This window comes from Pedobacter sp. Bi27 (assembly GCF_918698255.1).
Lineage (GTDB): Bacteria > Bacteroidota > Bacteroidia > Sphingobacteriales > Sphingobacteriaceae > Pedobacter.
In genome coordinates, this window is sequence record NZ_CAKKMW010000002.1 from 620,720 (window position 1) to 642,848 (window position 22,129).

21 protein-coding genes are annotated in these 22,129 nt (G+C 38.5%); 9 read left to right on the forward strand and 12 right to left on the reverse strand.

Translation table 11 applies throughout. The annotated features are described in order from the left end of the window. Nucleotides 1-71: 71 nt before the first annotated feature. A complete protein-coding gene (locus LQ227_RS08080; protein WP_230148967.1) occupies nt 72-644 on the reverse strand; it encodes a TlpA disulfide reductase family protein in 573 nt (190 codons plus the stop codon). Nucleotides 645-1,277: 633 nt separating this feature from the next. Between LQ227_RS08080 and LQ227_RS08085 the strand changes: the two genes are divergently transcribed. Continuing rightward, nucleotides 1,278-3,590: a TonB-dependent receptor gene (locus LQ227_RS08085; protein WP_230142554.1), complete on the forward strand. Its 2,313-nt coding sequence runs from the start codon at nt 1,278-1,280 to the stop codon at nt 3,588-3,590. Between the two features lie 350 nt (nt 3,591-3,940). On the opposite strand, the gene LQ227_RS08090 is transcribed toward LQ227_RS08085, so the two are convergent. From LQ227_RS08090 to LQ227_RS08100, 3 genes are all read right to left on the reverse strand, one after another. Next, nucleotides 3,941-5,020, reverse strand: a complete 1,080-nt coding sequence (locus LQ227_RS08090) for an NADH:flavin oxidoreductase/NADH oxidase (protein ID WP_230142556.1) — start codon at nt 5,018-5,020, stop codon at nt 3,941-3,943. A gap of 106 nt (nt 5,021-5,126) precedes the next feature. Beyond that, complete coding sequence (locus LQ227_RS08095) at nt 5,127-6,116, reverse strand: aldo/keto reductase (protein WP_230142557.1); 990 nt, start codon at nt 6,114-6,116, stop codon at nt 5,127-5,129. Between the two features lie 2 nt (nt 6,117-6,118). Next, nucleotides 6,119-6,514 (reverse strand): DoxX family protein, encoded by a 396-nt coding sequence (locus LQ227_RS08100; protein WP_230142559.1) that lies wholly within the window; start codon nt 6,512-6,514, stop codon nt 6,119-6,121. Between the two features lie 220 nt (nt 6,515-6,734). On the opposite strand from LQ227_RS08100, the gene LQ227_RS08105 reads away from it, so the two are divergent. From LQ227_RS08105 to LQ227_RS08125, 5 genes are all read left to right on the forward strand, one after another. Beyond that, nucleotides 6,735-7,562 (forward strand): ATP-binding cassette domain-containing protein, encoded by an 828-nt coding sequence (locus tag LQ227_RS08105; protein ID WP_230142562.1) that lies wholly within the window; start codon nt 6,735-6,737, stop codon nt 7,560-7,562. A 3-nt stretch (nt 7,563-7,565) separates the two neighbouring features. Continuing rightward, nucleotides 7,566-8,378 carry a hypothetical protein gene (locus tag LQ227_RS08110; RefSeq protein WP_230148968.1) on the forward strand — a complete coding sequence of 271 codons (813 nt, stop codon included), beginning with the start codon at nt 7,566-7,568 and terminating at the stop codon, nt 8,376-8,378. Nucleotides 8,379-8,397: 19 nt separating this feature from the next. Beyond that, the gene (locus tag LQ227_RS08115; RefSeq protein ID WP_230142567.1) at nt 8,398-8,772 is read left to right on the forward strand and encodes a GntR family transcriptional regulator; all 375 of its coding nucleotides are present in this window, start codon (nt 8,398-8,400) and stop codon (nt 8,770-8,772) included. Between the two features lie 4 nt (nt 8,773-8,776). Further along, nucleotides 8,777-9,622 (forward strand): hypothetical protein, encoded by an 846-nt coding sequence (locus tag LQ227_RS08120; protein WP_230142568.1) that lies wholly within the window; start codon nt 8,777-8,779, stop codon nt 9,620-9,622. 265 nt (nt 9,623-9,887) lie between these two features. Beyond that, entirely contained in the window at nt 9,888-10,874 is a 987-nt protein-coding gene (locus LQ227_RS08125) for an alpha/beta fold hydrolase (RefSeq protein WP_230142570.1), read from the forward strand. A 54-nt stretch (nt 10,875-10,928) separates the two neighbouring features. Here LQ227_RS08125 and LQ227_RS08130 read toward each other — a convergent pair whose 3' ends face one another. Genes LQ227_RS08130 through LQ227_RS08140 form a run of 3 tightly spaced genes read right to left on the reverse strand, consistent with a single transcriptional unit; the run spans nt 10,929 to nt 13,695 of the window. Next, on the reverse strand, nt 10,929-11,834 hold the full coding sequence (locus LQ227_RS08130) for a DUF6263 family protein (RefSeq protein ID WP_230142572.1): 906 nt from the start codon (nt 11,832-11,834) through the stop codon (nt 10,929-10,931). A gap of 1 nt (nt 11,835) precedes the next feature. Further along, entirely contained in the window at nt 11,836-12,609 is a 774-nt protein-coding gene (locus tag LQ227_RS08135) for a zinc-dependent peptidase (protein ID WP_230142574.1), read from the reverse strand. A 60-nt stretch (nt 12,610-12,669) separates the two neighbouring features. Further along, nucleotides 12,670-13,695, reverse strand: coding sequence for a Gfo/Idh/MocA family oxidoreductase (locus LQ227_RS08140; RefSeq protein ID WP_230142576.1), 1,026 nt, complete (start codon nt 13,693-13,695; stop codon nt 12,670-12,672). A gap of 105 nt (nt 13,696-13,800) precedes the next feature. On the opposite strand from LQ227_RS08140, the gene LQ227_RS08145 reads away from it, so the two are divergent. Next, nucleotides 13,801-14,145, forward strand: a complete 345-nt coding sequence (locus tag LQ227_RS08145) for a hypothetical protein (RefSeq protein WP_131028267.1) — start codon at nt 13,801-13,803, stop codon at nt 14,143-14,145. 697 nt (nt 14,146-14,842) lie between these two features. Here the strand turns inward: LQ227_RS08145 and LQ227_RS08150 are convergent. The 4 genes from LQ227_RS08150 to LQ227_RS08165 all read right to left on the reverse strand — a co-directional run bounded on the left by LQ227_RS08150 (nt 14,843) and on the right by LQ227_RS08165 (nt 19,211). Further along, nucleotides 14,843-15,520 (reverse strand): OmpA family protein, encoded by a 678-nt coding sequence (locus LQ227_RS08150; protein WP_029274435.1) that lies wholly within the window; start codon nt 15,518-15,520, stop codon nt 14,843-14,845. Nucleotides 15,521-15,696: 176 nt separating this feature from the next. After that, nucleotides 15,697-16,389, reverse strand: a complete 693-nt coding sequence (locus LQ227_RS08155; protein ID WP_230142578.1) for an ABC transporter ATP-binding protein — start codon at nt 16,387-16,389, stop codon at nt 15,697-15,699. A 2-nt stretch (nt 16,390-16,391) separates the two neighbouring features. Further along, entirely contained in the window at nt 16,392-17,864 is a 1,473-nt protein-coding gene (locus LQ227_RS08160) for a DUF5687 family protein (RefSeq protein ID WP_230142580.1), read from the reverse strand. A 66-nt stretch (nt 17,865-17,930) separates the two neighbouring features. Further along, nucleotides 17,931-19,211 (reverse strand): replication-associated recombination protein A, encoded by a 1,281-nt coding sequence (locus LQ227_RS08165; protein ID WP_230148970.1) that lies wholly within the window; start codon nt 19,209-19,211, stop codon nt 17,931-17,933. 114 nt (nt 19,212-19,325) lie between these two features. Between LQ227_RS08165 and LQ227_RS08170 the strand changes: the two genes are divergently transcribed. After that, nucleotides 19,326-19,706 (forward strand): VOC family protein, encoded by a 381-nt coding sequence (locus LQ227_RS08170; protein WP_057931620.1) that lies wholly within the window; start codon nt 19,326-19,328, stop codon nt 19,704-19,706. Nucleotides 19,707-19,869: 163 nt separating this feature from the next. On the opposite strand, the gene LQ227_RS08175 is transcribed toward LQ227_RS08170, so the two are convergent. Next, the gene (locus LQ227_RS08175; protein WP_230148973.1) at nt 19,870-21,168 is read right to left on the reverse strand and encodes an MFS transporter; all 1,299 of its coding nucleotides are present in this window, start codon (nt 21,166-21,168) and stop codon (nt 19,870-19,872) included. Between the two features lie 155 nt (nt 21,169-21,323). On the opposite strand from LQ227_RS08175, the gene LQ227_RS08180 reads away from it, so the two are divergent. Further along, on the forward strand, nt 21,324-22,061 hold the full coding sequence (locus LQ227_RS08180) for a class I SAM-dependent methyltransferase (protein ID WP_230148975.1): 738 nt from the start codon (nt 21,324-21,326) through the stop codon (nt 22,059-22,061). Nucleotides 22,062-22,129 lie beyond the last annotated feature (68 nt).

Sequence of the window (22,129 nt, forward strand, 5' to 3'; positions counted from 1 at the left end):
TAACTACATATATTCAAAATACAAATATCATTTGAACCTCAAATTTTTGGAAAAATCTGATTACTAGAAAGTTACTTTGTATTTTTTAACTTATTGAGAAAGTCGACAATCTTTTTATCTGCATAATTGGCCATGCCTTCATGCCTGAAAGACAGTCGGCCCTGTTTATCGAAAATAACTGTTGTTGGTAAAGCGCCTGCAAATATTTTTTCAGGAATCTCACTTTTTACTTTATAAACGGGCATCGCATATTTACGGTCGGACATAAACTTGCCCGATTTGGCAAAATCGCCATCTGCATCTGCAAAAATGAAAACAACATGTTTGTCATCTTTAAACTGAGTGTATAATTTATTGATCGATGGCATTTCGGCCCTACAGGGAGGACACCAGGTTGCCCAGAAATTAAGAAAAATGACTTTTCCTTTTAAATCGCCAAGATCAATCACATTTCCCTTTACATCCTTAAACTGGATTCCGTTAAGGCTCCTTGCGGTTTCCTTTGGGCTTTCAACTTTTGGCGAATAAAAACCAATTTCCATTAATCCCCTAATTAAAAATGCTTTTGCATCGGGCACAAAAACAATTACTAAAAGGATAATGATAAATAATGCATTGAATATATGTTTCCTGATAAATTTCATAAGTTGCTTATCCTTTTATTGTGTATAACAACGAAATTGGTGTACAACTGGTATGGCCATAACTTATTACTAAACTTATCTGTCCTTTGTTAAACCATTGACTAAACCGCGAGTCAAAACAGCGCAAATACAATGTTACTTTGTAAATATATATAATTGCTTAGGAATTACTACTTTTGGCCTGTTGAAAAAGCATAGACAAAACATTAAGAAATATTTATCGGCATTTATGCTGATCGTATTTGCTATTGCTTTAACTCCCTGGAGTGTTCTTCACCACCACAACCCTCTTCCGCTTGTGCAGAAAGAGGTTAACTGTAAACATGTTAGTCATGTGCAGGCCCATGGCGATACCTGTTTAATCTGTAATGCTAGTTTTGAAAAAAATTATGTGCAAACGCACCACATTTACAGAATCTTCTTATCAGCCAAAATTTTTAACCGAACCGAAGCGACCTTAAAGAATGCCTTTACCGAAATAAAGCGCACTTGCCTACGTGGCCCCCCATTAGCATAATAATTTTTTCTTTTCAAGCGCATCCGCGCTTAATCAAATTATTTATTTGAGAAACTAAAACTAGCTTCATTTAGCTATTGCTTTGGTTTTTCTATCATTTTTATTTACTACAACACATGAAAAAATTACAGCTTATTGGCTTGGTAATTCTATATACATTATTAAGCAGCACCGTTTTTGCTGCCGCTTTAAAGAATATAACAGGTAAGGTTATTGATGCCAGCACCAAACAAACGTTGCCAGGTGCAACCATTTTTATTCCTGATTTAAAAGTCTCGGCAGTAACCAACAATGACGGAGGATTTACGTTGAATAACCTTCCTTCAAAAGGAAGTTATCTTATTGAGGTACACTATGTTGGATATAAAACCACTACACAGGTGGTAAATTTTGCAAGCGCAGCCGGATTAGAATTTTCTTTACAACCTACTGCAATAGAAACAAAGGAGATTGTAATTACCGGAAGTTTGATCAGCAGTACCAGCAAAAGAAATAGTGCTTCTTCTGCAGTAATTGGTAAGGATCAGCTTCTACAGCCTTCAACAAATTTAATTGATGCGTTGACCAAAATACCTGGTGTATCGCAAATTACTACTGGCCCATCTATTTCTAAGCCTGTAATCAGAGGCTTGGGTTACAACAGAATTGTAACTTTAGATGATGGGATAAAACAACAAGGCCAGCAATGGGGCGATGAGCATGGTATTGAAATCGATCAGTTTAAATCAGACCGCGTTGAAGTTTTACGTGGCGCTGCATCGTTAATGTACGGTTCTGATGCACTCGGTGGTGTAATTAACCTATTAGAGCCAAGTACCGCACCTGAAGGGCAGATTAAAGGAGAATTTATTACCAATTACTCTACAAATAATGGCCTTACTGCTAACTCATTAATGTTAAATGGTAACGAAAACGGATTTGTTTGGAGAGCCCGTGGAACGTATAAAAACGCTTACTCTTTTAAAACACCAACAGGTTACTTCCCTAATTCGGGCTTTAACGAAACCGATTTAAGTGGTATGGTAGGTTTAAATAAAAGCTGGGGTTATACCCACTTAAACGTTTCTAACTTTCATAACAATATTGGCTTTTATGAGCCGACTTTAGATGACAATGGAAATTTTGTAAAAGAAGATGGTAGTGCTTTTACCAACGATGATTATAAAAACCGCACTTTAGAATACCCTCGTCAGGATATCAGGCACTTTAAAATTGCATTGAACAACAATTTCATTATCGGTAACGGCAACTTGAAAGCTGATTTTGGCTATCAACAAAACCAACGCCGTGAGTTAGATGGACCGGACCCTGCCTTATTCTTCGATCTTAAAACCTACAATGCAGACCTGAAATATTATATACACGAAACCAATGGATGGCAGCCCGTTTTTGGGGTAAGTGTAGATGATGCACATAGCCAAAATAAAGGAACAGAATTTTTAATTCCAGCTTACGATACTTTTGGTTTAGGTGTTTTTGCTTTTGCCAAGAAAAACTGGGAGAACAATACATTTAGCATCGGCGCACGTTACGATTTCAGAAAAAACAACGGAAAACAATTGTTTGATGACGGAGAAGAACTTTTCGCACCTTTCAAAAATAAATTTTCCAATGTAAGTGGCGCATTGGGTTTTACGCACCAATTTAACGAAGAATGGAACTTTAAAGCCAATGTGGGTTCTGCATTCCGTGCACCGAATCCAGCAGAGTTAGGCTCGAACGGTGTGCACGAAGGTACATTTAGATATGAAATCGGTAACTCGGGCTTAAGTCCAGAACGCAGTTACCAGGTAGATGCAGCTTTAGAATATGAAGGAAAAATTGTAAGCGCAAGTGCTAGTGTTTATAACAACTACATCCACAATTATATTTACGCTTCCAACAATGGCGAACAAAGAGAAGCTGAAGGTACACTTTATGATGTTTACCGTTACGGACAGGTAAACGCCAACCTTTATGGTGCAGAAGCCAGTTTAACCATCCATCCGGTTCCGTTTATCCACTTCGAGAATACCTTTGGATATGTTCATGCACAGAATAACACTTTAAACAGGCCACTTTCATTTATCCCTGCGGGAACTTTAAGAAACGAGTTGCGTTTCGAGCCTAAACTTAAGGGAACAAATGATGCCTACCTATCTGTTGGTATCAACTCGGCATTTAAACAAACGCGTGTGGATGATGTTTTTGAAACACCAACCAGTGGTTATACACTATTAAACGCAGGTATTGGTGCTACATTTAATTTAGGCAAACAGCCAATCAAACTGTCTGTTTCGGCCAACAACTTGTTAGATCAGAAATATTATGATGCTTTAAGTAGATTTAAACCAGGCCGTTTTGATCAGGAGAATCCTAATTTAGGTGTGTACAATACCGGTAGAAATATCACTTTCGGATTGTATGTTCCTTTTACACTGGTAAAATAACAAACAAATCCGTCATTGCGAGGCACGAAGCAATCTAATAAAGGCAAATTAATAGCTAAAATAGACTTACTTTGTGCTTTGCAATTAATACCATATTATTTATTTGGAAAGCAATGACAGTACCTTTTAGTTGGCTCCGGTCCCGCTAATGTTCCTGCCCTGATAGAAAAAACCGGGGGCATCCACTTATATCGGGTTTAGGTAGATTGGATTGAGGTACTATGTGCCAGCCACATCATAATTGATTAAAAAAGGAAAAAGCCGACATTTGCCGGCTTTTTCCTTTTTTTTGGAAACTGTCCCGTCCTAAAATAAGTGTCAACCTATTTTAGGATTAGTCAAACCTATGATCATTTCTTAACCACTTCCCTCTTAGCCCTAACGTACTGGTTTGGCCATTCGGTATTGTCGCCAAGCACTTGCGCCGCATGTGTAGGAAAATAAGCATCACGTAATGATTCGCGGGCAATAAAAATCAAATCGGCTTTGTCTTGTTCTAAAATTTCTTCCGCCTGCTGGGCTTCTACAATCACGCCTACTGCACCTGTGTAAATACCAATTTCATTTCTGATCTTATCAGCAAAAGGAACCTGGTAATTTGGTCCTGCAGGGATAAATGCATCAGGTACATTACCACCCGATGAGGTATCAATTAAATCTACACCACGATCCTTTAACACCGCTGCCAATTGTAGCGAGTCGTTCTCGTTCCAGCCACCCTCCGTCCAGTCCGTTGCAGAAATGCGAACAAATAAAGGCAAGTTTTCTGGCCATACCGATTGTACAGCTTCAACCACATCGATTACCAAGCGAATACGGTTTTCGAAACTTCCGCCATAAACATCTGTACGTTTATTGCTCAGCGGACTAAAAAACTGATGCAGTAAATAACCGTGCGCAGCATGTATTTCTACAACTTTATAGCCTGCATCCAATGCACGTTTAGCAGCTGCCCGGAAGGCAAAAACAATATCCTGAATTTCTGATATCGTTAATTCATGTGGTTCAACCTGTCCTGGCTTAAAAGAAATCGGAGATGGCGCAACTGGTTTCCAGCTATTTTCACCAGCGGCAATTTGTTCGCCACCTTTCCAGGGCACTTCACAACTGGCTTTTCTACCTGCATGTGCCAACTGGATGCCTGCAATTGCCCCATTATCATGGATAAACGAAACAATCTGTTTTAATTTAGCTACATGTTCATCTTTCCAGATGCCCAAATCGGCATAGGTAATTCTTCCATCGGCAGTTACTGCAGAAGCTTCCTGGATAATTAAACCTGCGCCACCAACGGCACGGCTTCCTAAATGCACCAAATGCCAATCCGTTGCAAAACCATCAACAGCAGAATACTGGCACATTGGCGAAATAACAATTCTATTTTTTAAGGTTACATCCTTTATGGTAAAAGGAGAAAATAATTTAGACATATCTTGTTTGTTTAACCGCAAAGGACACAAAGTTTTTTCGCAAAGAAATCGAAGATCTTAACCTCTGTGTCCTTTGCGTATTCCTTCTTTTCTTTGCGGTTGAAGTTTAAAAACCTGCGTGCGCTAATTCGCTATTGATAAACTGAATCTCTTCAGCGTTTAATTTTACGTTTATAGCCTCAGCATTCTGAACGGCTTGTTTTTCATTTCTGGCGCCAACCAACGCAATGGTAATACCTGGTCGTTCAACCGTCCAACGCAAAACCAGCTGAGATAGGGTAGCATTTTTCTCATCTGCCAATGGTTTTATTTTAGTCAAAAATGCATTTGTTTTTTCGATGCTTTCTGGTAAGAAAAATTTATTCCCCTGACGGTGATCGCCTTCTTCGAATTTATAATCGGCAGTCATTTTTCCAGTTAACAAACCGCGCTCCATCGGACTATAAGCCAAAATTGACTTATTTTTTTCAATGCAATATGGAACAGTTTCCTCTTCAATACCACGGTTTACCATACTAAATGGAATCTGATTAGAAATAATTTCTAAAGTTTGATCTGCTTCTTTTAATTGTGCTACATTATAATTGCATACGCCGGCATAGCGAACTTTACCCTGCTCAATTAACTTGTTCACCGCTTCGAAAGTTTCGCTGATCGGCGTGGTTACATCTGGCCAGTGGATCTGGTAAAGGTCGATATAATCGGTACCCAAGCGTTTTAAGGATTGTTCACATTCGTAAATTACGCTCTCTTTACCTGCATATTTATAAATATCAATCTCTTTTCCGTCGTTGTTTTTACTCTTAAAGCCAAAATCGCCTTTGGCAAGATCCCAACGCATTCCGAATTTGGTTACCAGTTGTAATTTATCGCGTGAAATACCTTTTATTGCATCGCCCACAATTTCTTCACTATCGCCCTGACCATAAATTGGAGCGGTATCAATTGATGTAACCCCTAAATCGTAACCTGCTTTAATTGCATTAATCGCATCGTTTCTATCTGTACTTCCCCACATCCATCCGCCGGCTGCCCAGGCGCCAAAAGTGATTACCGAAAGTTCCAAATCTGAATTTCCAATTTTTCTGTATTCCATAATTATTTTTTAATGATTTTATCAACCGCATAACTATTATGTGGCAAGTAGGCAAGTAGTACCGATAAAAATGCCACATGGACGAGTTGAGAAGGCAATGCTTCCCAATTCTCAATTACTGTTGTTCCGAAAATCAGTGCTAAAGAAATTACTCCGGCTAATAACAATCCTTGCCTTGTAAACAATCCTAATATAATCATTAGCCCTGCTATAAATTCGGCGAATGGCAAAATATAACTGAAGGGAATAACCAATGCATCTGGTAAATACGATTTAGAAAATTGTCCTACCATCCAATGGCTAAAACCCGCTAGCTTAGGCAAACGCACTAAACCATGCCCAAAAAAACTCAATCCTATTGCCAAGCGGCCAAGTAAATATGCCCATTTTGTATCCATAATATATCGATATACTACAAAAATACAATCTCAACATTAACGATGTTTTAATGCAACAATTATTAGACTGACATTTTACCTTCCTGTGGCGGAGAACACGGAGCTATCGGCCTGAAAACGCCCACCGCTATTCGCTTACCGCTGAACTTTTTTCTATAAAAATTTGGATTTCATCAAACAACAATATACATTAGTGTATTATTTAACTAATACAGTAGATATGGTAAACATTAACAATCTTAATTTTGGCTACAGCAAGCATAAGCCATTATTTAAAAATATGAGCATGCGGTTAAGCAATGGCCATATTTACGGTTTGCTTGGAAAAAATGGAGCCGGTAAATCGAGCTTATTAAAAAACCTGGCCGGTTTGGTGTATGCACAAAGCGGCACATTGGATGTAATGGGCTTTAACCCCGCCAAAAGACAACCTGCACTTTTAGAGCAGATCTGTTTTATACCAGAAGAGTTTTATTTGCCTTCAGTAAAAATAGACGCCTATTTAAAAGCAAACGCACCATTTTACAAAAATTTCGATCACAGTTATTTTACTGATCTGATTAAAGAATTCGATATTCCGGTTGGACAGAAGCTCATTAACATGAGTTACGGACAGAAGAAAAAGGTAATTATCGCTTTCGGCCTAGCTACACAGGCGAAACTGGTAATTATGGATGAGCCCACTAACGGCTTAGATATTCCTTCTAAAGCTCAGTTTAGAAAAATTATGGCTTCTGCTATGACAGATGAACGCTGCATTATCATTTCTACCCATCAGGTGAGGGATCTCGATAACCTGATCGACACGGTAATTATGCTTGACGAAAATGACGTTGCGCTTAAAGCTTCAGTAGAAGAAATTACAGCAAAGCTAACATTCAAAAAGGTTAAGGAAATTGATGACAGTATTATTTACGCTGAACCGTCTCTCTCCGGCTATAACGTCGTGATGCCAAACTATCACCAGGAAGAAAGCAAATTAGATATGGAACTTCTTTTTAATGCCATACTTGCAGAAAAAATCAAATTTAAACCTTTATTCAGTTAAGTGATGAACAACACATTTAATATCAATCGATTTGGCTTATTGCTTAAAAGACAGTGGCTTGATTTTGGGAAAATTTATTTAATCAGTCTAGTGGTGTTATTGGGAATTGTAGTGGGATTTTATAGCTACAATATACCCTCACCACTTAAAGACAATAGTTTCGACTATGACGGCAACCTTGATATGCGTTTCCGCTACCCTCTTTTCCTGATTTTGGGATTTGTTTTTATCAGCATCGTAGCAAGTATCTATTTTAATATCCTGGGGCAGAAATCAAGGGCCATTTTAGAACTGATGACACCCGCTTCAGTATTCGAAAAATTTCTGGCAGGTGTAGTTTACACTGCAATAATAAGTTTGTTTAGCTATCTATTAATCTTTTATTTAACAGATTTGGCCTTTGTAAAATACCTGAACGGTCACCTTGCTGCCTTTAGAGGCCTCTTGCAAAAAAACGGGGCTGTTAGAGAAGTTGAAACGATTACTTATCAGGTCTTTAATGATGAAGGTTACAGGAAATATTGCAGCTACTTTTTTGCCTTTCCCTTTCTTATTACAAGCATATTCCTTTTAGGATCCGTGTATTTCAACCGCTTTCATTACATCAAAACAGCACTATCTGTAATGGTTTTTATCGGCCTTGCATCTTACCTGATGGTTAAATTTTCGAGGTGGGTAATGGAAGGCAAGGTTCCCTACCATTACGGGAAAAGTGATAATGATTTGATTCTGTGGACAATTTTATTGATAACAAGCATCATCACCATTATCGTGTGGGCGATTACCTACATCCGTCTTAAAGAAAAAGAAGTTTAAACTTAACGGCATAGTAGACATGGAATTTAGAGATAACAAGGCGATATACCTTCAAATAGCAGAATATGTTTGCGAACACATTTTGTTGGGGAAATGGAAAGCCGAAGAAAAAGTACCCTCAGTTAGGGAATTAGCGGTTGAACTTGAAGTTAACCCAAATACAGTAATGCGTACTTATGAACTGCTACAAAACAAGAACATCATTAACAATAAAAGAGGAATTGGCTTTTTTGTAGATGAGGCGGCAATAGATAATGTAAGAAACTATAGAAAACATCAGTTCATTATAGCTGATCTACCTGTGGTTTTCAGGAATATTTACCTACTTAATATTGGTTTTGATGAATTGGAAAATCAATATAAAACATTTGTAAAAGAGAACTTTAACGCTTAAGGATATGAAAACAAGTAATAAATTATTAATCAGCCTTGCGGCGCTACTCATCGTCATACCAATTGTGGTTGTCGCGATCAATATAAAGCTAAACTATAGGGAAAGGGGAATAGAGGACACTTATTTTGGAACACAAGAAATCAATAACGAAGCTTTTGATCAAAAATCGAAAGGCAGGATAACGATTCCCTTACAAACGCCATTTAAAGCCATTCAGATAAAAGATGCCAAGCGTTTTAGTGTACAGCTTTATGTAAAAGAAGATAAGCGGTATGGACTTAAAGTTCCTGAAAAGTTTAAAAACGATTTAAAATTTGAAGTGGATGCTAACGGAGTGCTGCAGATTACCGTTAAGAATCAAACTAATGACAACGACGCCGAAAAAATTGTCTTGGTTATATATTGTCCTAACATTAACGAGGCTTCAGTTACAAATTCGAATATTTTTGAATTTAGCGCCCATTCAGATTCTATAAAGTTAAATGTTGATCATAGCGAAATGTTATTCCTAACAGGCGACATTACCTACAACGATACAAAAGGAAAAGTGACAAGTATAATTAATCCAACGAAGATTGGAAAGCTCTACCTTAATCTAAATAAAACAAAGTTTAGCGGTGTTATCAATGCTTTTAAAGACCTATATGTTACGGCGAATAACTCAGAAATTGAAATTGGGAATATAGATGACAACAAAGAATTCCCCTTTGATAACCTGAATATTAAAACGACGGATACATCGAGCGTAAAATTGCAAAACGTTAAAGTGAAAACCTTCACTGGCGATTTTTCTGATGCTACAACCCTGCAGATTCCAACACCTCTGCTTAAACAATTGTTTAAGAAATAATTTATAAGGCTGTATCATAAATTTAAATTCAAGTCTATGACGTTGAGCTTGTCGAAACGTTTGCTCAAAAGTACTTAAACAGTTCCTTCGACAAGCTCATGATCACAACTCTATATTTATGATACGCCCATTTTTTACGATTTAATGTATTTACAACCACCTTTTACTCCTCATGGTGTAAAAAGGGCATGATTTTTAAGCTAACTAATTGGCAAAAGTTTAACTTGGGCCAATTAGCTTTTTAGTTTTTACATCATTACCAATCATGAAGAGATATTTTCTTTTATTTGCCCTCAGCCTGTTCGTTTTTAGCCATGCGCAAGCACAAAAGATAGACACCCTATCTATCACCCTTGATAATGTTAAATACCCCTATCCAGTTAAATATTTTCCTATCAATACCGAAGGGCAAGATATTAAAATGGCTTATATGGATGTTGCACCAACCGCAGCAGCCAATGGAAAAACAGCCATCTTATTCCATGGGAAAAATTTTGGAGGTTATTACTGGGGCAATGTAATTAAAGCCTTAACCAACATCGGTTACCGGGTTATTGTGCCTGATCAAATTGGTTTTGGCAAATCATCTAAAGCATTTATCCATTACAGTTTCCACCAAATGGCTACCTGGAATAAACGACTTCTAGATACCTTGGGTGTTCAAAAAACCGTAGTTTTAGGTCATAGTATGGGTGGTATGCTGGCTACGCGTTTTGCTTTAATGTACCCGGAAGCGACTGAAAAACTTTTGCTCGAAAATCCAATTGGGCTCGAAGATTATAAAACTTTCATTCCATATATCACCACCGCACAACAATACCAAACGGAACTTAAAACCACAGCAGAAAGTGTTCGTAAATATTACCAAGGTTCATATTTTACTTATTGGAAACCCGAATATGAATACCTGGTGAGCATTGCGGGAGGGGTAACCAATAGTTCCGACTACCCACGCTGGGCCAAAGTTGCCGCACTAACTTATACCATGATTTATGAACAACCTGTGGTCTACGAATTTCAGAATTTAAAGGTTCCTACCGTTTTGTTTATTGGTAAGGAAGACAAAACCATCGTCGGCAAAGGCCTGCTTACGCCAGATCAACAGGCTTTACACGGGCAATATAAACTTTTGGGAAAGCAGACTGCAGCCAAAATTATCGGTGCTAAAATTATCGAATTTGATGCCTGCGGGCATATTCCGCATATCGAAATTCCGACGGAATTTCTGGTGGCTTTAACAGGTAGTTTGTAGTTTTTTATCAGACCTTATAGGTTTTTGAGACCTATAAGGTCTGCAACAGTAAATCTAATTAACCTCTTTCCCTACAATTTTATTAATGCCCTGCATTTCGAAATCGATGTCCTGTCCCATCGATTTCATTTTACCATACAGCTCTACACGGAGGTGGCTGTTAAGTACGATTCCGGTTTTCATATCAAGTGAGGTTTCTCCGGAGTTGGTTCCTTGTAGATCAGTTTCCATTTTGTTGCCCATCACTTCAAAATTTCCTTTTGAGACTAATGTGCCTTTTACCCCTAATATGGCAATACCATCTTTTACCTCTTTCAATGTGTATTGTGTAATTGTTTCAATGGGCATACTCATCTGCATTTTGGTATCAACCGTCCAGCTGTCGCCTATTTTAACCGGTTTTTCAGGGTAAATTTTAAATGACGATTCCATGGTCTGTTTCACCACCTCGTTGCTAAATTGTTTACTTAAAGCATTTTTTATCTGTTTAACCTGACTGGTATCCTTAGTCATCCTTGCCGCCATATTATCAAGCATTTTATCTATACCAGCAACGGTTTTAATCCCACCATTTGGGGTTACAGTCATATAAAAAGACGCCCCTTTTAAGCCGCTAAAAGGGTTCTTTTTGGTACTATCCTGATCATCTGAATTGAGGGTCATGGTGTTGCCCATCGCTACAGATTTCATGAAAATTCTGTTGTATATTACTTTCACATCCTTTTCCCCGCTATGGCCTTCGGTAATATCAAAAGTATAATCCGTTCCAATGCTTTGGGTTAAATGTACATCGCGGCCAGCAATTTTCTGGTTAATGATCTGTTCGGAAGTAAGTGTGAAATCGTACTTATAGCCCGTTGGATAATTTTGTCTTAGCACATAGGTTTTCTGTGCAAAAGCAGTTACAGAGATCAGGCTCCAGATGATTGCTGCAAATATTTTTATTTGATCATTTCCCATTTTAACCTGCAGGTTGTTGTGCAAAAATGCGGCTTAGCTGAAAATACAATTCGGGATGTTTATCCCTTAACTGTTCAGGTTTTTCAAAGAAATACTCTGAAACCACAGCAAAAAATTCTGCCTGATTAGTGATGGCATAAGGATTAATATCCGATTTATTGTCTTCTATTTTTTCCATCTCCTCATGCATCATCTTAATCCATGGTAAAGTATATTCATGTGCAATTAAATTCTCTGGAACACCATCTGTTGCGCCGTCAGATTTATCTAAAAGGTGTACAAATTCGTGTATAGCCGTATTTTCTTTCCCTGCACTTTTAGAAAAACCATGTCGCAAGGCCGAGCGTGATAAAATCATCTGTCCATTCATATAACCCGTCCCTACCATACCCATAATATTCCTTTCACCACCTTCAAACTGAAAATCTTTATTAAAAGTATCTGGATACAATAAAACGCTGGTTAAGTTTTTGTATTGCCAATCGTCGAAACCAAAAATCGGGATAACTGCGCTTGAGGCAATCAGCAACTCATCTAATGTTGTCATTTCTAAACCCACCGCTTCTATTTTAACCGTGCTGAAAAACGCGGCCACTTTCTGTTCAAACCTCAGCTTATCGGTCGAATCGAGATTATGGTAATACCCTACATAATCATCCAGTATCTTTTTGTCTACATCCGTTAAAGGCTCAACAGTAACTTTCTTTTTTTTAAGGATAAGATAAAGGGCAATTAGAAAAATAGGAATTAAGTAGGCAAGTGGAAGCGAGTTCATAAATGGGATTACACAGATTAGCGTGATTACACGGATTTAACAGATGGGCACAAATAAGGGTTAGCTTTCAATAATTTCCAATTGAATCAAAACATCCTCGCGTGTAACCGGATAAGGTTTATTGTTTTTGATGGCTTGATAAACAGCTTCGAAAAGCGGCAAATAACTTCCTACTTCTGATGGAACTGTCTCCTCAGTTTTATGGCCTTCAGCATCAATGGTTGTTAATAAACCATCTTTACTTGGTGACTCAATGCCATAAGCCGGATCGGTTAATTTCATACCCGCCAGTAATTGTTCTTCCTGAATATCGGTCCTTTGTTTAATAAAGCTGCCATTTACACCATGTAAAACAAAGCCTGGCTGTGGATTTACCACCAACATGCTTGAGGTTACAAAAACATTTACGCTATTGGGATAACTCAATTGGATCGAGAAATAATCGTCGACCAAAGTACCTTCCCTATTTTTACCCAGAATTTTATGGTAACTCAATGGTTTGCCAAACAGGCAGATAACCTGGTCTAACAAGTGCGGGCCTAAATCGTATAAAAGTCCGCTGGCCTCTACCGGGTTTTCTTTAAATGCTTTCGGTCCAATAACATTTCGGTAACGATCGTAACGCAGGTGCATTTCGTTTAATTTCCCCAGTTTACCGCTTTCAATTACCTTTTTAACCGAGGTAAAATCACTGTCCCAACGACGGTTCTGGTAGAAAAAGATTTGTTTTCCTACACTATCGGCAAGCTCAAAAAGCTCCTTTGCCTGCGCAGCTGTTGCCGTAAATGGTTTTTCAACCAGAATATGCTTATGCCCGGTTAATGCCGCTTTCGAATGCTCATAATGAAGATTATTGGGTGTATTAATAACAACCAATTCTATCTCGGCATCATTTAAAAGTTCATCAACGCTATTATAACTTGTAATATTGGGATAATCGTTAACTGCATTTTTATGGCTGCGTTCTACTATAGCCTTTAAATTAAACCCACTATGTGCCTGTAAAAAAGGAGCATGAAAAACCTTCCCCGACATGCCATAAGCTAATAAACCGGCATTAATTGTTTTATTGATATTCGTATCCATAGGTTATAAATGTAGCTAAAAATACAATTACGATTCAAGCTTTAATGTTAAAACAGCAAAGCTTTTACTTAGGCCTTACACCTTTTTACATTATCTTTGCAAGATATGAAGCCGTCTGAGATTAATGCCAAGTGGAAAGTTTTGCAGGAAAAGATTTCAAAGGAATTTGATTCGGATTTTCCTGATTTAAAAGTAATGCTTTTTCTAATTGGCGTTCAGGAATTGGGCAAAGGGCCAAAGAAATATAGTAAACGCCAAAAAGAGGAGCTGATGCACATTGCTACCTGCCGTTTATTGAGCGAAATGGGTTTTTATGAGCTTGAGGGCTTAGATCAGGATGGTTGGCCACATTGGAAATTAATTAAAGCGATACCTCCTTATACCATGCTTGAGCAGGAAATGCTGATGAAATCGCTCGTGGTAAGTTATTTCGAAGATATTTATTCGTAAATTCTATCGTGCTGTTAGATGTTTCTATCCGGCATCAATCTACTCCATCAGATGGTAACATCTGACGGCACAATAATGCCGCGGATTAACTTCCTCGTGGTGTTGGATGTTACCATCCGACACGGATCTATTCAAATACTTATTTAAAAGGTTTGGAAAGCAAGGCCATTTGCTTTTTTTAATGTCAGTCAGGCTTTTCGCTATATCTCCCAATCCGATGAAGAATCGGGATCGGGAGGATGCCGCTTCAATCCCGTTTAGATCATTCAGTTTGTGCAAGTATTTGGGGCTGCAGGGCGGTTAGAAAACTTCCGATTTAGCCTCGGTTTGGGCTAAGCAAAACTTCGCAAGTTTGGCCTGGCCAGCACCGAACCCATTTAACTAAACCTGATAGAAACGGAAAGCCCGTAACGCAGTGGAGGCTTGAAGGGATAGCAGGGCTTTCGGAACCGATGTGCACAGGAACCTGCTTTTCAGAAAAACAGACTAGTTTATTATCTAGTGTCAGATGGTAACATCTGACACCACAACTACAGGAACCTGATTTTCAAAAAATTATGTCGTCTTCATTTAAAGAGTTGTCAACTTAAATAGCAGGTTTGAGAGAAAGTTGACAACTCATAAACAAAAAAACCCCGGTGGATGTACACCGGGGCTGCATTTATAATGACCTCATAGGTAGAGGGAAATTGCGATCTTATCCTTGTTTTTGTGCTGTCGCTTTTAATGCATCGTTAGCAACGATTACAATCTCAACACGACGGTTAGCTGCACGGCCTGCATCAGTTTCGTTATCTGCAATTGGCTCAGCAAAACCTTTACCAATGGTAACTAACCTTGATGATGGAACACCTTGAGAAACCGCATAAGCTTTAACAGCTGCCGCTCTTCTTTCAGATAAGCCCATATTATATTGTTCTGTACCACGGCTATCGGTATGACCGATAATTTTGATATCAGTATCAGGATATTGATTTAATGAAGAAGCTAAACTCTGGATGTTTGTTTTAGCAGCATCTTTCAAAGCCGTTTTATCGAAATCAAATAAAATACCACTATCGAATTTTACAATAATTCCTTCACCTTCACGAATAACTTCTGCGTTAGGAATAGCTTTCTGAATTTCAGCTGCCTGTCTGTCCATTCTACGGCCGATAAAAGCTCCCGCTGTACCGCCAATAGCACCACCAATTAGTGCACCTACTGCTGTATTACCGGCTTTTTTACCGATCAATGCACCAATAACACCGCCAGCTGCAGCACCAATACCAGCCCCTTTTTGTGTTTTAGTTAAACTATCACAACTTTGGAATGCCATCGAACCTACTGCTAACCCTATACTTAATGTCGCTATTCTTACTTTTGAAATACTCATAATAATCTAGATTTATAATTTCTACTCCTTATATTCAAACACAATGCCAAAAAGTTACCGAACTGTATTTTCTGTCTGTTTTGACCAAATTTTACCCTAAATAAAAATTATACGCACAAAAAAAGAGTCCCGAATAACGGAGACTCTTCGATAATGTATCATTCTTAGTACAAAAACTAGGCAGAGAAATAACTCTCCAACTCTTTCAATGTATTTTCGTCTGTTTTAAAATCTTTAATTATCTGCCCTTTTTCAACCAAAATGATCCGGTTACAAACGTCGGTAACGTGGTTTAAATCATGACTGGAGATAAAGGTAGTCATATTGCCTGTTTGCTCTTTCAACAATTTCTTTAAACGGATCTGCGTGGTTGGATCGAGGTTGGCAAAAGGCTCATCTAAAATTAAGATTTCTGGCTTCTGCATCAGGGCGGCCGCAATTCCTACTTTATTCTGATTTCCTTTACTAAAATCGCGGATGTATTTTCCACTGTTTAATATTTCTCCATTAAAGAACTCACCGTATTGACTCAGATAGGCAGAAACATCAGCCACACTTAAGTTATTCAAACTGCCAATAAAAATAAAATACTCCTCTGGGGTCAAATAATCAATCAGAAAACCTTCATCCAAAAATGATGCTGTATAACTCTTCCAGTTGTCGTTGTGCATTACATTTTCGCCTTTTGATAAAACCTCTCCATTAGTTGGGCGGATTAAATCTAAAAGCATCCGGAAGAAAGTGGTTTTACCAGCGCCGTTATTTCCAACTAAGCCAACGGTTTCGCCAGCAGCAATCTGCAGATCTTCGATGTTTACAACGGTTTTATCGCCATAAACTTTTTGTAAATTCTTAACTTCTAAAATCATAATTATTCTCTAAAGCCTTCGGCTATTTTATAACGTTGTAACTCTAATCTTTTTGCAATGTAATTAACCCAAAAACCACGTAATAATAACATCGCCAGGCCAAAAACAGATACGGCAACCAAGCCCCAGTAAGGTTTGTTGAGTATGCCAAATGGTAAATAAATTAATATGGGTGTAAGCGCATAAGGAAACATTAACAACCATTGGGTAGCACCGGTACCCTGATAGTTAAAACTTGCCGCTTTGGTAATATCTAATCTTTTATAGTTTAATGTAGCAAGATAGAGCACCACAACGGTACCAAAACCAATGTTGTATAAATAGGCTGCCAAGTGTAAGAGTAATAACTTCGGACTTAAAAACCCATAAAAACTCGCCAATAAGGTAATAATGGTACAGCCAATGGTAAATAGTAAAAATTTAGCCCTGATGTAATCTTTAAAATTGATTTTATTGGCTAATATCCCGTCAAAATGGGCACTTTGCCATGCAAACATAAACTGGCCATAAATAATAATAGAAACGCCAGTCATAAAAATGGCACCAAACATCATTTGTCCGAAAGCATCGCGATCTATTGCTTTTTCTTTATAAAAAATAAAGCCGTAGAACAGGAAGAAGAAACCAAGAATAACCGAAGAACGGGGGCGTTTGTGGCGAAGGATTAATTTCAGTTCTAAAGCTGCCAGTTCGCCAACTTTACCAAAGCGGTTAAGGAAAGCATAATCGGTACTCCCTTTTTTCTCTTGCTTTGTACTTAATTCTTCTACGTATAAATTTTTACGCAAGAAATTAGAATTGAAGTAAAAAATACCAGCAGCAGCAATTGTAAATGCAAAACCATATAGAGGCTGTGCAGCGATGGCCCTGAAAACCATATCAGAACCTGCCATGATTGAAATAACCTTATAATATTCTAAAGCAGCAAAGGCAGCAATAACAACCAGGCCTAAAAAAGTATAAAGTGTATTGGTGATCGATTTCCGCTTGATGTACAACACCAGATAGTTATTAAAAATCATGATCGAAAATATGGAGACGATGTACATAATTGTAACCAGGGCTCCGTACTCAACAGAAATTTTAATGAAACAAAAAGGCAGAAAAATAAAGAATGGCCATATATTAAATGCAGAGAATAATGCCTTAACATTTAAAAATTTAATAATCTTACTCTTCTGGATCTTTAGGTGCAAATAGGGAATAATACTAAGGGTTGGTAGCTCCTGAAACTGCATGCGCATGATAAAATCGAATGCAAAATAATAGAGGATAATGCCGTTAAAGCTTGTTAGAATGTTTTGATCTGGAAAAATTTTCGGAAGAAAAATACTCATCCCAAAGCCTATCCCAACGGCTACTGCAAAGAAGTAGAGCATAAAAAAACCCAAAACAATCTGGCCAGCAATACTACTGCCTCTGTTTCGCGAACGCCAGAAAGATTTTCTTTGATGGCTTAAAAAAGTACTCAGCATATTTAGTTTAGGTGTTTGATTTTAGTCAATATACTTATTAGTATGCATTAGGCAGAAAATGTTACACTAATATTTGTATTTGTCTTTCCAGTTCTGCTTAAGCTTTTCACGCAACTTCTCTTCTGCAGGGTTTTTCCCTGGATCGTAGAGCTTCGTACCGCTTAATTCTTCTGGAAAATATTCTTGTGGTGAAAAATTGCCTTCATATCCGTGCGAATATTGGTAATCTTTTCCATAACCGATATTTTTCATCAGTTTGGTCGGTGCATTACGGATATGCAAAGGCACAGGCAGATTTCCCGTCTGCTTAACCAAAGCCTGTGCTTTGTTAATGGCCTCATAAGATGCATTGCTTTTAGGCGAACTGGCCAGATAGGTTACACACTGCGATAAAATGATCCGTGCCTCTGGATAACCGATTACATTTACTGCAGTAAAACAGTTATTGGCCAAAAGCAGCGCATTAGGATTGGCATTGCCAATATCTTCTGAAGACAAGATCAGTAACCTACGGGCAATGAACAACGGATCTTCACCACCTTCTATCATCCGGGCCAGCCAATAAACGGCGGCATTGGGATCGCTCCCACGGATGGATTTAATAAAGGCCGAAATGATATCGTAGTGCTGCTCTCCGGCTTTATCGTATAATGCAAGGTTCTGCTGTGCATGTGCCAGCACATTTTCGTTCGTGAGTATAATTTTATTTCCACCGATGCCATTAATGGCAATTTCGAGCACGTTTAACAATTTCCGTGCATCACCGCCCGATAAACGGATCAATGCTTCGTGCTCTTTTATCGTAATATTCTTCTCTGAAAGAAGGCTATCCTTTTTAATGGCTGTTTCCAATAAACCCGCTAACTCCGTTTCGGTTAACGATTTTAAAATATAAACCTGACAACGGGAAAGTAAAGCGGAGATCACCTCGAAAGACGGATTTTCAGTCGTGGCGCCAATTAGGGTAACCAAACCTCTTTCTACCGCACCTAACAAACTGTCCTGCTGCGATTTACTAAAACGGTGAATCTCATCGATAAACAGAATGGGTAGGCCTAAAAAACTATCCTTCAGCTGTGCAGCCCTATCAATTACCTCCCGAATATCCTTCACACCACTGTTAATGGCGCTTAAGTTAAAAAACGGACGATCTAATGCCTGCGAAATGATATAGGCCAAAGTTGTTTTACCTACACCTGGAGGTCCCCAAAAAATCATTGAAGGGAGCTGACTGCTTTCGATCGCCTTGCGCAATACTGCACCTTCTCCAACTAAATGCTGTTGACCAACATATTCATCGAGATTTTGAGGGCGCATACGTTCGGCTAAAGGAGGCAGGTTTTGCATAATGGTAAATATATAAAAATTGAGTATTTTGTTTGTCGATAATTTACTAACCAAATATTCAAAGTATAACTGTTTTAAAACAAAACGACGAATGCTTAGTTCTAATTTATTACTATGGACATTAAAAACTTAGATCACCTTGTACTAACGGTTGCCAATTTAGAAAGCACCTGCAGGTTTTACAGCCTTGCCCTGGGAATGGAAATTATTGAATTTGGCGAAAACAGAAAAGCCTTGAAATTTGGGAATCAGAAAATTAACCTGCACCAATACGGAAGTGAATTTGAACCAAAAGCTTTTAAACCCATGCCTGGAACAGCCGATCTGTGTTTTATTACCGATTTCCCCTTACACGAGGTGATGCAGGAACTTAAAGAAAAATGCATCGAAATTGAGGAAGGGCCTGTAGAACGCACTGGCGCCAATGGGAAAATCATCTCTATTTACCTCCGTGATCCGGATATGAATTTAATTGAGGTGAGTAATTATTTGTAAATGTATCGTTAGTTTTTTGCCACGGAAGCACAGATTAACATATAGAAAAAGTCGTCATCTTGACTGGAGCGCAGTCCGGAACGTTCGGGAGAGAGATCTATCTAGCTAGATTTCTCGACTGCGTTGCACTCCGCTCGAAATGACGACAGATGGCACAAAAAGTCTAATCCTCAATCTTCGAATGGTGTTTCGTATCTTTCATGGTGGTATATAAAATCAACGAGATTAAAATACATCCGGTTACATACCAGTAGAAATAATTTTCGTGACCGATTTTTTTAAACCAAAGTGCAAAATATTCTGCTGTTCCACCGAAAATGGCAACAGTTAACGCATAGGGTAAGCCTACGCCCAAAGCCCTGATTTCAGCGGGGAACAGTTCTGCCTTAACTACGGCATTAATGCTCGTGTAGCCGCTCACAATAATCAAAGCGCCAATCATCAGCAAGAATATGATAGTTGTATTGGTTTCTCCCGCCAAACCTGTTAAAATGGGGTAAGTACATAAAGTACCCAATACACCAAAACCAATTAATAAAGGTTTCCGCCCAATTTTATCAGACAACAGGCCGAACAGCGGCTGCATAATGGCAAAAACCAATAACGAAACGAATGATAATGTTGTAGAGGTTTCTTTACTCAGGTGAACCGTATTCACCAAAAATTTCTGCATATAAGTGCTAAATGTATAAAAGGCAATCGTTCCGCCCAAAGTTAAGCCTACTACGGTAAAAACTTCCTTTGGATATTTCATCAGTACCGCAATGCCACCTTTTTTGTCTGCGGTATTTTTGCTTTTAAAAGCCGAGGTTTCATCGATATGTCTCCGTAGGTACAGCGCGATGAAAGAAAGTATGGCACCGATAAAAAATGGAATCCGCCAGCCCCATTCATGCAGTTCGGCAGGTGTAAGCAACCAATTTTGCAAGATTAATTGAATACCTAAAGCCAGTAACTGCCCACCGATCAGGGTTACATATTGAAAGCTTGAATAAAAGCCTCTATGTTTTTTAGTGGCCATTTCGCTGAGGTAAGTGGCAGAAGTTCCATATTCGCCACCGGTACTCAAGCCCTGGATCAATCTTGCAAAAATGAGTAATAAAGGAGCCGCAATTCCAATCTGTTTGTAACCTGGGGTTAAACCGATAATCAATGATCCTATTGCCATGATAAGCACAGAAAGTGTCATCGAACGTTTTCGCCCAAGCTTATCGGCAATGCTGCCAAACAGCCAGCCACCGATAGGCCGCATTAAAAAGCCTACTGCAAAAATACCTGCAGTATCCAATAGCTGTGCCGTTGGATTACTGTTTGGGAAAAAGGCAGGAGAAAAATAAAGCGCAAAAGCAGAATAAGTATACCAATCGTACCACTCCACAAGATTACCGACCGAACCGCCAAATATAGATTTCAACCGATATTCCACATCCTTAATTTCCTTCTGTTGTAATGCTTTTTCCATAATAGATAATGATTGAATGAGAGCGTTTTGAATGATTGAATGAAATTTAATTTAAACAACAGTTCTTAACCAAAAATATAATAATTTTATAAGGAAAGAGCTGAGTCCTTTTCACTTTATTCATTCACTCCTTCTCTCATTCAATTATTAATAAAATGAAAGATAATTTTTCTACCCAATCTGCCGATTACGCTATTTACCGACCAACTTATCCGCAAGAATTATACGACTATCTGTTTTCGCTGGTAAAAAACAAAGAAACGGCGTGGGATTGTGCTACTGGTAACGGACAGGTTGCGCGTGTACTGGCCCAATATTTTGATGCCGTTTATGCGACAGATATCAGTGAGAATCAATTAAAAAATGCTTTTCAACTACCAAATATTACTTACAAAGTGGAGCCTGCGGAACAAACATCGGTGGGTAATGCTAGTTTCGATCTGATTACGGTGGCACAGGCCATTCATTGGTTTAATTTCGAGGCATTTTACACTGAGGTAAAACGAACACTGAAACCAAATGGCCTTTTTGCAGTGATTGGTTATGGCCTAATGTTTATCGATAAAAAAGTGGATAAGACTGTACATAAACTTTATGAAGATATTCTGGGTAAATATTGGGACAGCGAACGCCGTTATATTGAAGAGGGGTATAAAACCATCCCCTTTCCCTTTGAAGAGATCATTGCTCCTCATTTTCAGATTAAGACTACCTGGAATTTTAACCAGTTAATTGGTTATTTAAATACCTGGTCTTCTTTACAGCACTATAAAAAGGCGAATGAACGCAACCCATTAGAGTATATGTTTACCGAATTAAAAGAAGCCTGGGGCGATGTTGCGGAGAAGGATGTTCATTTCCCGGTTTTACTGCGGATTGGGAGACTAGGTTAACCGCAAAGAAAAAAAAGGCAGGCGCAAAGTGCACAAAGCGGGTACATAACCGGCCCTCTGCGCCTCTC